Source organism: Peribacillus huizhouensis (genome assembly GCF_014138605.1).
Classification (GTDB): domain Bacteria; phylum Bacillota; class Bacilli; order Bacillales; family DSM-1321; genus Peribacillus; species Peribacillus huizhouensis.
The window spans coordinates 1-16,817 of record NZ_JACJHX010000004.1; the positions used below are offsets into that span (position 1 = coordinate 1).

Sequence of the window (16,817 nt, forward strand, 5' to 3'; positions counted from 1 at the left end):
ATCAGGCGCTCTCCCCTTTTTTAAAAATGAATGAGCTGCGTCTTATTAAGTATTGCCTTTTTCACTGAATTACAGAAGTTTATTTTCATGGTAGTTTAAGTACAGACCTACACAATCTCCTCTAAGCTTATATAGATATCTATTTTCTTTTAAGGGTTCAAAAATCTGCCCCTATGATGAAAAAAAGCGATCCTCTTTATTGAAGAATCGCGCCCGATTGTTGAAGATCGTTATACAAATATAACCCCCGTTACTTGAATAAGGATTGAACTTTTAAAGCAACTTCTTTTGGCTAAACATCAATAGATGATAATCATTTAATATTCTACATTACTTATATCTACTTAATATTTCTTCTGGAATATGACAATAATCGTTTGGACATCTAGCTAACCTATCTTGATGTTCTTCTGCACTTCTCACATAGTTTGAAAGAGGTAATACTTCAACAACTATAAGGTCATGATCATTTCTCCCATCAAGAAATGCCTTCGCTTCTTTTAAGTGTTCTTGCTTTTCACTATATACTCCTGTTCTGTATTTCTTACCAACATCCTGTCCTTGTTTATTCAAACTGTATGGATCAATTATTTCAAAAAAACATCCCATTAATTCCCTGATAGTTACCACCGCTGGATCAAATCCTGTTTTTACACATTCGGCGTAACCATCATAATCACCCTCAAGAGTGTGACTTGTTCCATTAGCTCTTCCCGCTTCTGTAAACTTAACACCAGGTAAAGTTTTTACAAAAGCTTGTACTCCCCATAAACATCCACCTGCAAAATATACTATTTCCATATTGTTTTCCCCCTTATAATAAAGTATCTTTTCTGTTATTTTATCACTTACTCCTTGTTCCACTACTGCAACTATAGTTTAAGTACATTCTTTCACAAACACCACACTAATTACCATGAGTACTCAATTTTTCTTGAGACTATTCCTCCATTAAATGGCCCTATAACGGAAAAAAGCGATCTTCTTTATTGAAGAATCGCACCCGATTGTTGAAGATCAAGTATTGCACAATTTGATTACTATATTTAACTTGTGATACGGTTCTCCATAGCATATCTAAATAAGGTTCTCAAAAATGCGGGGACTAGCAAATACTTTTGAAATGAAAGGGGCTCCCCCCATGAAGGGATCCTCATATATCGTGTTTATTTATTTTTAATTATCTACATATGCGTTAACAGGCGATCCTTTTGGTCAAGGAAATATGCCATCAGTTTCTTACATTGAGGAATAGAAAATCCTAACATTGGACCTAATCCAAACGCAATAAACACTGTTCCAATTCCAACTGGCCCCCCTAACATCCAACCAAGAAGAAAAACGAGAACTTCAATGCCATTTCTAACCAACGGGATACTCCAACCCGTTCTTTCAACAATTAATAACATAAAGCTGTCTCTAGGACCTGCTCCAAAATCAGCAGAAACATAAAATCCAATACCGTACCCAATTAAAACAACACCTATGATAAAGGCTATTATTGCTCCTGCTAAACTATCAATGCTAGGTAAAATCGAATTAAAAAGATCAATAAATAACCCTAGAAACAACATATTTAGAAAAGCCCCTATTTTTGGCCATGCCTTATTGAAAATTGAACTGATCAACAAAAGTAAAAATCCACTTATTATCGACCAAGTCCCAATAGTAAAGCCAAATTTAGTAAATAGACCATAATGAAACACATCCCATGGTCCAATCCCTAAATGCTTTCCTTCAATTGTTAAAGATATGCCAAATGCTAACACCATTAAGCCAAAAATAAAAAAAGACCATCGTAGAATCCATTCCTTTTTCATAACCGCTCCTCTATCTTATATCTTATTTTTTTATTAATATAACATTAAATTTGGACAGAATTTATAATCTATATTTTCTGAAACATTACCTAAAAAGCGTATCTTTCATTTTCTTATTGGATCTTATCCGTTTTAACAATGGAAAAGCTGACGTAGGCAATATCATATAGCCACGTCAGCTTTTCCATTTTGAAGACTAAAATATTCCTAAACATTTTGTCGATTAGGAACAATCTAGTATGCCTATTTTTATGTTGAAGCAAATATTGAATAAGTAGTAAGTGAATATATTAAATATGGTTTACGTGAAAAATGAGTGAACTTATTAAATGGAACCCAGCCCTCATTTTGGTGAAGGCTGGGTTAATTATAGAAGTTAAAATAAGAATTACTAGTTACTCAACTTTCGCACCCTTGCGTTTCTATAAGGGATTTCGCATGCTTACCCTTGGTTGGACAGATGGTGTCACATTTATCCCTATTGAATTTTCCGCTGGGCCGACCGGCTCACTTCGATCCCGTCGGCCGCCCTCAGCTTGGCTCCGTCGATGCCGTCGACGACGTTTTCAACCATGCTGAGTTCCTCCCCGGCATCGATCCTGATGCCGTTGGCGGCTTGTCGAATGATGTTGGACTCTATCCTGATGCCTGAGGGGATGCCTTTGCCCCGTCCTTCAGTACCGTGGTCCTCACGGAGCCGGATGGCCCAGAACCCGTCAATCCCTCCAGTGATGTAGTTACCATGCAACTCCGTGCCCGGCGCATTGCGGACCTCGATGCCTACCTTCGAATCCTCCCCAGCGGTGATCCTGTTATCCTCGATGAGGGTGTCAGGAGTTCCCAGGATGACGAGGATTCCCTGACGGTTTCCAATCAGGTCGTTGGAGTGCACCCAGTTTCCAGGCCCTGAGGCGTCGTGCTTGTTCTTGGACCCGCCGGAATTGCCCAGTGCGATGCCAGCCTGTTGCCCGCCGATGACCGTGTTGTCCCGGACCTCGTTCAGGTATTCACCCTCACCGTGCAGGTCGATGGCGTCGAGGAGGCTGCCGACGATGGTGTTCTCCGCCACGAGATTGTTGTGCGTGGGGAACTGCAGCAAAATAGCGTGCCGCAGATGCTTGCCATCGAAGGTATTGCCGATGACGACGTTGTGCCGGGAATCGTTGGCGGCATCCGGGGCGCGTTGGTCCCTTGAGCCCTCGATAGCAATGCCGTAGCCCTGTCCGCCGGGACCGACGGCAGTTGCCTCACTGATGTAGTTTCCAGAAAGAGTCACTTCACGGCTGGCCTTGACTGAGATGCCGTGACGCTCGAACCTGCGGATGCCCAGGTTCTCCACCAGGACCCGGGAGCTAGCCTGCCCTTCAAGGGCTCCAAGGTAAATCCCGTACATCGGTCCGCCACTCGCATCGCTGTCGTCGGGGTCGTCGCCGAGTGGACCCTCATAACGGGAGGTGATGGTGAAGTCAGCTACGATGACGTCGTGGACGCCGGAGCCGCGGATTACCCGGCTGTCATCCTCTCCGTCGAGAGAGGTCAGCAGCACGGTGCTCTCCTGGCCCTCTCCCCGCAGGTCCACGCCGCTGCGCAACACGATGTTCGCCGACTCGTCGGCCGGGTCAGTGGAACGCAGGTCATACGTGCCGGCCGGCAGCACAACCTCGTCACCCGGTACGGCCGCGTCCAGGGCCGCCCGGATGGCTGCTGCGTCGTCGTGTGAGTCCGGATCCGGATCTGCCCCAAAGTGCGTAACGTCAAGGGTCCTGCCCGTGGCCGGACCCGGCCTTGGGACCTCAATCGGCTTGCCGGACCGATCCACCAAGCCGGGGGACTGCCAGTCGCCGTGCCCGGACGGGGCGGGTCCCACGGCTTCATCGCTCTCAAACGGCCCTTCGGATTCCTCGACGGTGCATGCGGTCAAGAGGACCAACAGGCCAAGGACCATCCACCATGTATGTGCCAGCCCTCGCCGGCTGTTCCGAACAGATTCCTTCATCAGAACTTCTCACGTCCTTTCTGCACTCTTTTCGTTCCACTCGTCGCCCATGAAAGCGACGAGAAAAGCGGTGAGCTCACGCGCTCACCGCCTTCGGGATGTCCCGACGACCACTACCAGGTCGCCGACTTCATCCCATGGCAAGGGACCTACCGATTAGAGTTCCCCTTGCCATTGCTGTTATCATTGGCTATTGCCATTGTTGTTGCCTTGGCCATTGCCATTGTTACCTTTGTTATTGCCTTTGTTGTTGCCTTTGCCGTTGTCCTTGTTAAGTTTGAAGTTCAACGGGACGTCCTTTTCTAGCGGAGTGTCTGCAGATGAACCACCGACATGCACGCGGTATTTTCCATCAACAGTAGCCCACTCGCCATCAGCCCAGTTCCCTAGGTTGTCCGGTTCTTCCGGAATGAAATAGGAGAACGGGTGGTTGGAGTCAGCCTGGTTAATTCGCACAGTCACCTGCTTGCTCTCACCTGGCTCAAGGTCAACCTTCTCGAAGTTGACAAGTCGCTTGGTCGGCTGCCCCGCCTCGTCCGGCAGTGTCAGGTAGACCTGTGCCGCTTCTTTGCCGGCAACGTCACCAGTGTTCGTGATTGTGAAAGACACGTCAATACCAGACAACGAGCCTTTACCTTGGACCTTCTTCACCTTGAGGTCGTCATACGCGAAGGTCGTATACGATAAGCCGTACCCGAATGGGAAGACCGGGTTCACGTCGTTGGCTTCATACCAACGGTAGCCCATCTCAAGACCCTCAGTGTACTGGGCGATTAGCTGATGAGAACCGTTACCGTACGGGCCTGGGCCACCTGGCTTGCCAGTATCTTGACGTGTTCCAGGGAACTGCTCCTCAGTCGCGAAGGCAGCTTCACGCTCGGTCGCACCGAACGTCATAGGCAGCTTACCGGAAGGATTGACTTTACCATAAAGCAAGTTGGCAACGGCATTGCCATCCTCCATGCCTGGGAACCAAGCCTCAAGCACTGCTGGTACCTCATTCAGCCACGGCATAAGCACCGTACCAGAAGTCTTCAGGACCACAGCGGTGTTCTCCGCATTGGCCTCCAGAACCGCATCGATTAACGGCTCCTGCTCCACCCAGTCCGCGTTCTTGCCGAGGGGAATGGCCGGGAAGCCGAGAGTTTCGCGGTCTATTGTCTCAGCCGGGGTGTCGCCGACCATGAGTAGCACGACGTCAGACTCGGCGGCTAGCTTGGCAGCAGCCTCCGGGTCACGGCCATCGTTGTACGTCACTTTGGTGTCGTAGCCCAGCTCTTTGATGACGTTCTCCAGGCCCTGCTTCGGCGTGACCGTGTAAGGGGTCACGACGTTCTCGTTGTTTACCCGAATGGAGCGCGGGGACATCTTGGCCTCACCGGCGAACCACTCGAGGCCGATCAGCGCGATCGACTTCTGCTTACCATCCAGTGGTAGGAAGCTGTCATCGTTCTTCAACAGCACGGCCCCTTCTTCGGCCATCTCACGTGCGCTGTCGCCGTTGGCCATCGGATCGACGATCTCCGGCAGGAACTTGTCGTAAGGCTCATCCATTTGGCCGAACTCAATCATTTTGACGTATCGTGGACGAAGCAGATTGTCGATGTCGTCCTCGGTCACTTGACCCGAGTCTAGCGCCTCCTGGATCTTCTCCTCAGTGTAGTACTGCGGTGCCCAGTCGAGCTCTACATTCGTACCTGCCTTGATAGCAGATACCGTATTGTGAATCGCGCGACGGTCACTCATGACGTAACCGTCGAAGCCCCATTTAACACGCAGGGCATCTTGGAGTAATTCAGAGCTATCACAAGCATAAGTGCCGTTAACATCCGGGAATGAACACATCACTGAGGCTGGATCAGCATCCTTGACAGTCATCTCGAAAGGCAGCATGTACAGCTCGTTCATGGCCTTTGAAGGAACTTGGACACCCATCGTCCATCGCTCGGTCTCTTGCTCGTTGCCGGCCAAGTGCTTAAGCTGTGCCTGGACCCCTTGGTCCTGGATGCCTTTGACTTGCTCGGTCGCCAGTGTACCCGTCAAGTACGGGTCCTCACTGAAATATTCATAGTTTCGGCCACCGTACGGGTGACGTATTAAGTTCATGCCCGGTCCGAGCAACACGTGATGCGCGAAGGCACGAGTCTCTTCGCCGAGAATGCGGCCAGCCTCATAGTTCAGCTCCTGGTCGAAAGTCGCGGCCATCGCCGGAGTGGACGGAAGTCCCGTTGCCACCGGGTCATTACCACATGATCCGCCCTTTACACCCGTACCACCGTTAGTCATACGGATTGTAGGGATGCCCAGTTCCTCAATCCCACGGATCTGACGTCCAGTGTCCTGCCACTCACACCCAGGCAGTGTACCTTCAGGCGCGAATTCGCCACTCTGGTACTTGTCAGTACCTTTCTTTTTGATGACGACCGTCTCACCGGTGTCGTTCTCATTGAAGCGCGAGATGGCGATTTGCTGGATCTTCTGTTCCATCGTCATCTCATCGAGAAGCAGCTTAGTGCGCTCCTCAGCAGAGAGCTTGGTGTTCAACCAGGGGTTGGTCCCTTCCGTTCCACCGTTCATCGCATTAGCAGGAACTACTAACGTAGACATGGAGATCGCTGCTGTCAAAAAAATTGAACTAATTCGTTTTATCATCTTAATCTCTCCCTTACTATCTATGTTGTCTATGTATTGAAAGAATCGTTTAAAGCTCCCTTCTGTATACTTGTATACAAGCATTATATTTCCATTACCACCTATTTGTATATTAGTCTAATGAACGATTAATTACAGAACTGGAACAAAAAACAACGAAATTAGTAATAATTCTTAAGTCCTGAAAGTAGTATTCAAACACTGTGGCAAGCGATGATTTGCCAAATAAACAATCAAAATAAATAAATTTAAATGAGCAGCATACTCCATTATTCTAAATATACTGTAACAAGATGGAAAAACTTCTATTTATTAAATAAGCATTATTACTATGATATTTGGAAATTCAATCGAAGGTGGCATGTAATGAATGAAATAAGTATTGACCCTTATTTGCATGTACGTACGGTAAAAGGCTTTGAATATGGATCAAATGGAAATAATATCAGCTTTATTTCTGATTATACCGGTGCCACAGGTATGGGAGGTCAATCCAGGAGAAGGATGGCCTTTTCAAGTTTCTTTTGCACAAAAAGGAATTACGTTTTTCAGCTATGTTCCCGGAACTTTAGATAGGATTATTGGTATGGACCATGATGGGGATGAACGGGTTCAATTATACTTACTAAAAAACCCTGGGGAACTGATTGTGCCAAGAAGATTGCCGATAATAGTATTGATTTAATAGTTACTTCTCCCCCTTTTGCATGATTAAGAAAGAAAAATTATGGTAATCAAGATGCAGCTGACTATATTAATTGGTTTGTTGAATTTGCAACAGAATTTAAAAGAATATTAAAACCAACTGGTAGTTTGGAAAAGGTTGAATATTAAACCACACCCAGCTCGTTTTCCAAATGAACTACCATCTTTCTTTATTAAGTTTCTAACAGATCCAGGAGATGTTGTATATGATCCCTTCGGAGGAAGCTGTGTAACAGGGAAGATGCTGAGGAACTAAGAAGATATCGGATTACATCTGAACTTGTAGAAGAGTATGTAGAAGCTTCACAATATCGATTTTTCGTTTTACCATTAAATGTAACTGATCCTTAATCTAATATATTTACTAAAAGGTAGACCTCAAAAGGGGGCATTTCAAAGTCTCTACCGCTTATTTTTCTTTTTTCTAACTTTATCCACTAACCTCGTTAAATTATTTAATATTTAATTGTACTTTTAGTATGGTGAATGGAATGTTTAATCCGAAAAGAGAAGCTGCATATGTTGTTATTGATGACCTTGTACTAGAAGGCATTTACAATATAGGCAACATACGGCAAAGTGATAAACTAAGCCGTATATTCGAAAAAAATCGTGATATACGGCTATAATTCATCCTTAGATACTTAACACGCTTGTAATTTATATGGATTCTGTACGTTCTTTCTATCCATATCTGTATTGTTCGATACCTATAAACCACTTGTAATAATCAACACTTTTAAATACCTCTTATACCTTATATAAACACTGAATAGAATATTTCCCTTTCACATCTTTTAGAGCTTTTTAGCATTTCGTTGTCAGCCACAAACTGTTTAATATTAGCTTTAGGGGGCATCTCCTACATAAGGTTACGAACAGCTCCCCCATCATCCTTAGAGGGTTATATTGTAAAGTAAATCGCTACCTATTTGTGGTAAGGTTCACCGCGTTAAATCATAAATGAGGTAATGAGTTGGAATGACTCTATCTAACTTACTAAATCCTAGCCATTTGCCTATCTATTTTCCAAACCTTTTGCGATATCCGCATTTTCTGCATAGTTCCTCCACTGCCACTCTTCGTGAAAAACCATCTACTAGGTTTTTTGCTCTATCCATCTCGATAATATCAGAAAATGAATTTTCATTAATATTTCCAAGGTTGATAACTCCCTCACCATCTAGGCAACAAGGAATAACAGTCCCATTTGCTAAAATACCTGCTTGATTTCGCATGCCATAGCAGAAGCCCTTCCCATCATCTTCTTCTTCATGTAACGCAGGCCACTGAAACTCGTAATCTTGATTGATGAAGATGCGGTCCGCAATTTTCACGCCGCTTCCTGGTACGACCTTCTCTTCAATTTTGTAGTCTAAATCAAATTCTTTCTCAATAATTTCTAGTAATTCTCTGTTTCGTTTTCTTTCAATATTCGTCGCATTGTCTTGTGTAAGGTTCCATAGTCTCAAGGAAACAATCATTTCTGATTGGCTCGTTGCTTCTTTAATAAAAGAAAGGATACTTTTCACATACCCTTCCTTATCTTTAGAACCAATATGGCCATCAAAGCTATGGAGTGAGAAATTCATTTGTCTTAGCGCAGGCTTATTTAATAATTTTTCTCTCTTTTTATTAATTAATGTTCCATTCGTTGTGATATTAACTTTAAACCCTTTTTCATGACTTAGGTCTAACAATTGGCCTATTTTAGGATGGAGCAGTGGCTCACCTTTTACATGTAAATAAATGTAGTCTGTATGCGGTTTAATTTGGTCTAATCTCTTAGAAAAATCCTCCACAGAAATAAATTGCTTCTGACGTTCTGTTGGCGGACAAAAGCTGCAAGCAAGATTACATACACTTGTAATCTCTAAATAAAACTTCTTAAATTTTTTCACCATTAATTCCTCACTTCTTTGACTACTTAGAACAGGATGAACGATTGTTCTATCACTATTACAGCATACTTGTTCATAAATAGAAACATGCTTATTCAAGGAAACGACCGTTGCCATTTTTCTGTTTAACAGAATGCACTTGTATTTCACCTATTATTTATCCTACTACTTTCTAAACAGGAATTCCTTCACTTGTACTCTTTACATAATAGTAGAAAACCATCAGAGAATTTTCTCAAATGATCTTCACATATTAGCGAACGATTAGGTAACTAACATATTGTCGAAATCTTAACCAAAAATGTTTCACCATATAGTGTATTCCATTTTATGTAGTCTTAGGAGACGCCCTTACTTAAAAGAACCTCATTTCCTTATGAAAAGGTTCACCACTATTAACCTTAAACTAATTTACCTTCTTTAAAATCGGCAGCTCTTTCTCAACAATTTGGTCCTTTAATGGAATAATGTTTTTAAACAACTTCATTGTTACTTAACGTAAGTAAATATATTTCAAAAATTAATTTACATATGATACAATACTATATAATCCCCATTATCATTATTTCCTACGCACGCAATATTTTACTAGTGACAAATGGTAAATATCCACTAATTTTGTATTCATTTATGCTATTATAATAAAATAGCATTTTTTATATTTAAAGTACTGTTTAACATCACGAGGTACTCTTTCAACGAGAAGTTTATATACGGCGGATAAAAACACGCTAAATGTGCAATTCAAAAGATTTCACTCACAATTAAGTACTACAAAAGGAGTATGTATGAAAGAAGTTTATACTCAAATCAATAAAAGATTATATTATACGGTAGTGCTCATCATCATAGCCCTAATGATGGTAGGGATGTTAGTATCTATTCTATGCTATCGTGAATTTGAGGCAGGTTACATATTACAAGCTGTGCTTATATACGTTCTATCGGCATGTTTATTGCTATATCCTAAGTACGAAAGTCATATCTTTAGAGTTGTCATTATTTTCGTAGGATCCGCTTATTTCTATACACTTTTCTTTTTATATCCAGAAACTTGGTCTACCTTTATCTTTCTTTGTTTAATCCCTGCTGTTGCCATTTTATTTTTTGATTCAAAGTTATTTTATTTATCATTACTATTAAATGGACTATCAATCACAGTTACGTTTTGCTATATTGTGCTAATTGATCAGGGAAATCTATATCCACATATTAAACAAGATATAGTTGGGAATATTATTAATATTATAGGCAGTCAAGTGCTTGTCTATTTTATTTATCAAGCATCGTATGTACGGATAAAAAAACAGCAGTTATATTATGAACAATTGCAAAATTCCGAGCGATTAAAGACAACGGGGCAATTAGCAGCTGCTGTTGCACACGAAGTTAGAAATCCTTTGACTGTAGTTAAAGGTTTTTTACAGCTTTACCGTGAAACAGACACACCATTCAGTAATGATAGCAAAAAACATTTTACTTTGATGATTGATGAATTAAATACAGCAGAACAAGTCATTTCGCACTTTTTAACTATCGCAAAGCCAGACAAAGATAAGAAAATGGAAATTGTGAATGTGAAAAGTGTTCTTCAAAGTGTAACGGATTTACTTCAATCATATGGTTTATTACGTGATAATACGATCGATTTAAGTGTGGATGAAGATTGCTACATCTACGCCAACAACATTGAGTATAAACAATTAATGATTAATATTATTAAAAACGCCATTGAAGCCTCAAAAATTGGCGATACTGTTCTTGTTACGGCAAAACGACAAAATCATTTTGTCGAGATGAACGTAACCGACCATGGTTCCGGCATGTCAGAAGCGGAGGTCATGGCTCTAGGTACTCCTTTTTACTCGTTAAAAAGCAATGGTACAGGACTAGGTTTAATGATTTGCTATCATATTACCGAAAAATATAATGGGACTATCGTTTTCCAAAGCTCAAAAGGTGAGGGAACAACTGTGACAATCCGCTTTCCATCAAAGAAATCGTGAGGATTATTAAAGCAGATCTATATGAGAGTTATAACGTCAATTTTTTTCGTTTGTCCTCCATCTTCAAAAGGTATATTCTCTAAAAATTTCCTAACAAACATGTAATTTTGTATCAAATTCTTCTTGATCTTAATACTCTCACAAGTATCTTTTCTTGTAACTCTTCTCTTTATAGTCCAAACGAAAGGGTCTGATCCCGCAACGACTATATACAGTATATAGTTAGTATTTTACTACTATATACTGTGTATAGAGTGCGAGGACAGACCCTTATGAGATACCTTCTCACTCCTATATTAATAAAGCGAAACTTCAATCAGTGGGGGTTTTTCTTCATCCTCCACTGATTTTTAGTCCCGTTCTAGTGTCACTTATATCTCTGTTCCACTTTGATAAAGCGACACTACGAACTCAATTCAATGATTCACATTCTGTGGGCGCAAACTTACCTTTGAAAACCACAAAGGTAAGTTTCACTGTATCTCACCAATCGGGCTCTTATGGGCAGTAAGCCCCCACCTACGCTTCTTCGATTCCTCATAGCCTAGGTGGGGGCTTACTGCCCGTTAATACGGGATAAAGTGAAACTTTATTACAATGGATTTTCCATGTTAGTCGTATACTTCTGTAACAATACTTCAAAATTCTCTACTGAAACGGGAGGACTTAGAAGAAATCCCTGTATCTCATTGCATTTCAAATCCTTTAAAAACGAAAGTTGATTCTCATCTTCGACCCCTTCCGCTATCACATTAATATTTAAACTATGTGCCATTGAAATAATTGCCTTCACTATAGCTGCATCATCAGAGTCATACATGACATTACTCATGAATGATCGGTCAATTTTCAAATGATCAATAGGCATTTTTTTCAGAAACCCTAACGAACTGTACTTTGTACCAAAATCATCCATACTGATTTTAATTCCCATCGTTTTTAAATTGCGCAATACTTCAATAGAGTAGTCTACATCCATAGCGATGCTTTCTGTAATTTCAAGAGTTAGTAAAGAAGGATTAAAATCCGCCTCGTCCAGTATTTCTTTTATAACAGAAATAATAGTAGGATTTTGAAACTGCAGAGCAGAAAAATTTACAGACAACTGGATTGAATCACTCTTTTGCCATTTTTTACACTGAATAACAGCGCTACGCAATACCCAATTGCCTAAAGGGACGATTAATCCTGTTTCTTCTGCTAACGGAATAAAGTGAACGGGTTGAATCATTCCCCGTTCTGGATGATTCCAGCGAACCAAGGCTTCTACACCAATAATTTCATTTGTATTGGTATTAAATTGCGGTTGATAATAAACTTCAAATTCATTTCGTTCTAAAGCTCTGCGCAATTCGGTCTCTAACTGTAACTGATGAGGAGTTCCCGGACCGCTAGCCGGTTGATAAAATGAAAAACCATTCTTCCCAGACTCCTTGGTTTTATACATCGCTGCATCGGCATTTTTTATTAGCGTTTCACTGTCTTTCCCATCTCTTGGATACATCGATATTCCAATACTAGTCGTAACAAAAACTTCATGATCTTCCAGGTTAAAAGGCTCTAATAAAGAATGAATGATTCGCTCTGCTGTATCGATAACATCTTGTTCAGAAGTATCATTAAGGATAATGGTAAACTCATCCCCGCCATTACGGGATACTACGTCCTCGGCATCCAAGCAGCCACTTAATCGATTAGCTACACCACATAACAGTAAATCTCCTAGTGCATGTCCCATTGAATCATTAATAATCTTAAAACGATCAAGATCTAAAAATGCTACAGCAACAGTGGAATGATGTTCTTTTGCCTCAATTAGAGATTGCTCAAGCTTTTTATGAAACATTCGACGATTGGGTAAACCCGTAAGTGTGTCATGATAGGCCATTTGCTTGATCGTTTTCTCTACATTTTTGAATTCCGTTATATCTCGGGCATAAACAGTATAGACAGGGAGTCCATCTTTTTTTATCCTTGTTATTGTCATCTCAACTGGAAATTCTTCACCACTTTTCCGAACACCAGTGACTTCAAACCGTTTATTAAGCATCCATTTTTCATTCGTTTGAATGAACGGCGTTGAAAATGACATATTTGACAAAGACGAATGCAAAAAAAGCTTCTTCTCCATGTTTTGTTCGATTATTTCCTGCCTTGAATATTCAAATATTTTTTCTACTGCTGGATTGCATTCTATGATGTTTCCCTGATGATTGATAATAATCACACAATCTAATACAGACTCAAGAATCGCTCCTTTAAAAGCGATTTCCTCATCTAATCTCTTGTCTAAAATAAAAGAACTAACAAGAACAATTCCTAGAATTATCACTGCACTAATCGCAACAAAAATAACAATTGTATCACTATCATGATTGGCTACTGTATGATTTCCTGGATTAAGATGGCTTAGAGTAAACGTTGCAGCCGCCATTCCTGTATAATGCATGCCAGCGATCGCTACTCCCATAATCCCCCCGCTAATGTATTTAGCTAGATTGTTTATACCTTTTTGGGCCTCTCGAAATTGAAACGCAAGCATCAATGCAATAATGGAAGCACCTATTGCAATCAAAATGGAAAGCGCAAATGGGTAAGGATGATACATAATATGAATACCTTCCATGGCCGCCATCCCTATATAGTGCATCCCGCTAATCCCTAATCCCATAAAGGTACCACCTATACATAATTTCGCCATGTTCATTTTCGGATGGCAAATAAAATACAGTCCACATAGCGATGCGACAATCGCAACAACAATCGATATGACAACTAAATGTACATTGTAATGAATAGGGACAGGCAATTTAAATGCTAGCATTGCAATAAAATGCATAGCCCAAATTCCAAACCCCATTGCGGTTGATCCACTAAACAGCCATGTATTTCTTTTCCATCCTTTTGAAAAATTCACTCGTCTTGCAAGATCTAGTGCAGTAAGTGAAGCCAAAAAGGCAATGATAAAAGAAAGAGCAACTACCTTTATATCATGGGTTCCGTGAATATGCTCCATTCATGTTGTACCTCCCGAATCCCTTAACTATTCCTAGGTTGATAGAGTTATTGTTTTACTTCGAACCAATAAGTGGTCTGCTATCTACGATACAAGAGATTTTATACACAAAGTTTTTTCTCGCAAGATGGTAACTTGGATCGTCGCCATAAAAGTTCACCCACATTTTTTCCAATTCCTCTTGCCGATACACTTCTAAGGGTTTGTATGCTTCATCCGCTTGTCGGTTTCGCTGTTTCTCTAGCAGTAATACGTCGAAGTCTGAGCTATTAGATAAATGATTGGCGATGTTTTCAATCTCAGTACAAAATTCCTGCGCTGATTGTCCAAACGATTCATCTAGGAGTCCGATGGATACAGCTGTTGTCGTACTGATCGGTAAGCACTCTTCTGTTAATTCTATTGCCTTGTCATAACCGACACGTTTAGGAAGCAGATATGTCCAATATTCAGATCCGTATAACCCACCCATCTTTTTGTAATGCGGGTTAAGTACGATGCCTTGTCTGGCATATACATAGTCTGCTGCCAAAGCTAGTATTACCCCTCCAGCTCCAGCGTTCCCTTGCATTGCTGAAACAATTAATTTAGAGTCTGTCAGTAAAATCTCTCGTACTAAATCATCCATCGCATGTATGTTTCCCCAAGATTCGTCTGCAGGACTTTCTGCATTTTCAATGGTATTCAAATGTATACCATTCGACCAGAAGTCATGTCCTCCCATTAACACAATTACCTTGATATCTATTTTTTTCGCTTCAACTAACGCATTTTTTAAGCGCATACATTGATCCGTACTCATAGCTCCATTATAAAAATTGAAATGTAAATACCCAACTTGTCCTTTTTGCTCATAATAGATTTCTCTAAAGGTTTGTCCTCCGTATGAATCGAATGGAGTGAGTGGTGCTTCTTTTATTCTATGTAATGTATCTTCTAAGACCATTGTAGCGGGTAACTTAAATTCGCCTTTTTTCTTTAGATGAGTAATCCACACAGCTCCATCCCCAGTGGCTCTGCAAATAGCTCCATCACGATATGCCAAGATTTCACCTGGTTCCCCCGTTAATCGATCTTCTTCATGTACGCCAAAAAGGTAATATTCTTCGCCACAGATTGTATCAAGTACACCCGGATTACTATCTGCTGCACGAATTTTACGTGCAATTACCTCTGTAGTCTCATGCCAATCTATTTTTCTATCCATCTGCTTCATTGTCGGACGAAGTGTTCCCTTAACTTCTTTTTTGCTATAATCAAGTGGTTCCGGGATAAAAGTTCCTAGTTCAACCTTTTCTATCACATCTAATAACCCTTTAATAGCTGCTTGTGTGACTTCATGACGATAGATGTTACTTTTAGTAGCTTTAGTCATGACAAAGTTTTGACTAGACCAAATGTCACCGGCATCCATTTCCGCATCCGCCTGAAGCAATGTAACTCCCCATTTTGTTTCGTCGTCCATAATCGCCCAATCCAAAGATGATGGCCCTCTATCTCCTTTGATTCCAGGGTGAACAATAATGCACACATGACTTCTCCATATTAATTCCGGAATAGCCGTTTTTAAGAAAGGAGCAATAATTAATTGAGGGCTAAATTGAGTAACAGCTTCTATCATTTGATCTTCACTGCCGGCTAATTGAACGAAAACCTCATGTCCCCGATCTGTGAGTTCTACAAAAGCTCTCTGACTAAGACTGTTGTGTGAGGTTGTGATAAACAAAATCCGCATAGTAATATCTCTCCTTTATCAGAAATTATCTCTAGATTAAATAAAAATAACTGCATCTAGTGAACCAATACCCTGTTCACAAGTTTTTAAAGTCCAATTTTTAATATACAAATTCATTTTCATAGAGCTTAGAGTATACTAAGCTGACTATATTTTTTTACACAAAAAAAGACTAACCATTCACTGAGTAGTCTTAAATTATTTTTCTATAAGCTATTTAAATGTCGAGTAAGTTTTATGGGGTGTAGCTTCTTTAACAATGCACAAAACCCAATTAGAATGACATTTACTTCAATAGAACTTTTAGAAGATAACAAAGATTTTTGCACCCAGATGACTTAACTATTTCTGACTTAAACTCGTGTCTTTGCACCTACATATTTTAAAAATCTATCTTTTAAATTTTTAAAATAATAAGTAAATTCTACAATAAATTTACCATATCAATCCAATACAGTAAATGTTTTATAATGAAAATAACTAATAATTCAAAAAAGGGACATAGGTGAACTGTCCCATTAGACAAATCTATGAAATGAAATATTAACAGAACAATATCCCTATCCTAATACTTTAGTCGTTACAAAGTTGTATACCTACTGATTTTAAGGCTTCAGCTATATCAGCTGAAATTTCAACTTTAACGGGTTTCCCCAAAATTGTATCGATTAAATAAGATTTACCTTTAATTTCCTTTATACATTTCACTACTTTCCCCTCCTGTACCTATGAAACTAATATTAGGTATTCTTAGATCCCTATCATCTTTATGCATAGCTTAGGGAAAGACGATGTCTCCCGTGATTCCATAATTTCATAACCTCTGTATGGATCATGTCCCGGTATTTTGCAGTCGTGGAAAAATCATACCTCCAGTCTTCTATTAAAATATCTTACTTTTATATTTGTATGGTATAAATTGAAATTCGAATGGGACAAAGTGTTATTTATCTAGATGGAACATAGGGACAGTAAGTCCTATGCTA

General features: G+C 40.6%; 12 protein-coding genes. 4 read left to right on the plus strand and 8 right to left on the minus strand.

Annotated elements, in window-relative coordinates:
• Positions 1–330: 330 nt before the first annotated feature.
• The 4 genes from HNP81_RS07805 to HNP81_RS07820 all read right to left on the minus strand — a co-directional run bounded on the left by HNP81_RS07805 (position 331) and on the right by HNP81_RS07820 (position 6,468).
• A complete protein-coding gene (locus HNP81_RS07805) occupies positions 331–801 on the minus strand; it encodes a peptide-methionine (S)-S-oxide reductase (RefSeq protein WP_182502214.1) in 471 nt (156 codons plus the stop codon).
• A 383-nt stretch (positions 802–1,184) separates the two neighbouring features.
• Positions 1,185–1,820 carry a YczE/YyaS/YitT family protein gene (locus HNP81_RS07810; protein WP_028390075.1) on the minus strand — a complete coding sequence of 212 codons (636 nt, stop codon included), beginning with the start codon at positions 1,818–1,820 and terminating at the stop codon, positions 1,185–1,187.
• Between the two features lie 478 nt (positions 1,821–2,298).
• Positions 2,299–3,816, minus strand: coding sequence for a right-handed parallel beta-helix repeat-containing protein (locus HNP81_RS07815; protein ID WP_182502215.1), 1,518 nt, complete (start codon positions 3,814–3,816; stop codon positions 2,299–2,301).
• A 183-nt stretch (positions 3,817–3,999) separates the two neighbouring features.
• The gene (locus HNP81_RS07820) at positions 4,000–6,468 is read right to left on the minus strand and encodes a beta-glucosidase (RefSeq protein WP_182502216.1); all 2,469 of its coding nucleotides are present in this window, start codon (positions 6,466–6,468) and stop codon (positions 4,000–4,002) included.
• A 424-nt stretch (positions 6,469–6,892) separates the two neighbouring features.
• Here HNP81_RS07820 and HNP81_RS07825 point away from each other — a divergent pair, with 424 nt between their 5' ends.
• The 3 genes from HNP81_RS07825 (at position 6,893) to HNP81_RS07835 (ending at position 7,802) form a co-directional block, all read left to right on the plus strand.
• On the plus strand, positions 6,893–7,153 hold the full coding sequence (locus HNP81_RS07825; RefSeq protein WP_182502217.1) for a hypothetical protein: 261 nt from the start codon (positions 6,893–6,895) through the stop codon (positions 7,151–7,153).
• Between the two features lie 138 nt (positions 7,154–7,291).
• The gene (locus tag HNP81_RS24575; RefSeq protein ID WP_220478531.1) at positions 7,292–7,429 is read left to right on the plus strand and encodes a DNA methyltransferase; all 138 of its coding nucleotides are present in this window, start codon (positions 7,292–7,294) and stop codon (positions 7,427–7,429) included.
• A 235-nt stretch (positions 7,430–7,664) separates the two neighbouring features.
• Positions 7,665–7,802 carry a hypothetical protein gene (locus HNP81_RS07835; RefSeq protein ID WP_154663987.1) on the plus strand — a complete coding sequence of 46 codons (138 nt, stop codon included), beginning with the start codon at positions 7,665–7,667 and terminating at the stop codon, positions 7,800–7,802.
• Between the two features lie 393 nt (positions 7,803–8,195).
• Here the strand turns inward: HNP81_RS07835 and HNP81_RS07840 are convergent, their stop codons facing one another.
• Positions 8,196–9,074: a radical SAM/SPASM domain-containing protein gene (locus tag HNP81_RS07840; RefSeq protein WP_028390072.1), complete on the minus strand. Its 879-nt coding sequence runs from the start codon at positions 9,072–9,074 to the stop codon at positions 8,196–8,198.
• 788 nt (positions 9,075–9,862) lie between these two features.
• On the opposite strand from HNP81_RS07840, the gene HNP81_RS07845 reads away from it, so the two are divergent.
• Positions 9,863–11,080, plus strand: coding sequence for an ATP-binding protein (locus tag HNP81_RS07845; RefSeq protein WP_182502218.1), 1,218 nt, complete (start codon positions 9,863–9,865; stop codon positions 11,078–11,080).
• 592 nt (positions 11,081–11,672) lie between these two features.
• Here the strand turns inward: HNP81_RS07845 and HNP81_RS07850 are convergent.
• The 3 genes from HNP81_RS07850 to HNP81_RS24235 form a co-directional block, all read right to left on the minus strand.
• Positions 11,673–14,096: a bifunctional diguanylate cyclase/phosphodiesterase gene (locus HNP81_RS07850; RefSeq protein WP_182502219.1), complete on the minus strand. Its 2,424-nt coding sequence runs from the start codon at positions 14,094–14,096 to the stop codon at positions 11,673–11,675.
• Between the two features lie 55 nt (positions 14,097–14,151).
• Positions 14,152–15,831, minus strand: coding sequence for a hydrogenase maturation protein (locus HNP81_RS07855; protein ID WP_182502220.1), 1,680 nt, complete (start codon positions 15,829–15,831; stop codon positions 14,152–14,154).
• Positions 15,832–16,404: 573 nt separating this feature from the next.
• Complete coding sequence (locus HNP81_RS24235) at positions 16,405–16,539, minus strand: hypothetical protein (protein WP_281384492.1); 135 nt, start codon at positions 16,537–16,539, stop codon at positions 16,405–16,407.
• Between the last annotated feature and the right edge of the window lie 278 nt (positions 16,540–16,817).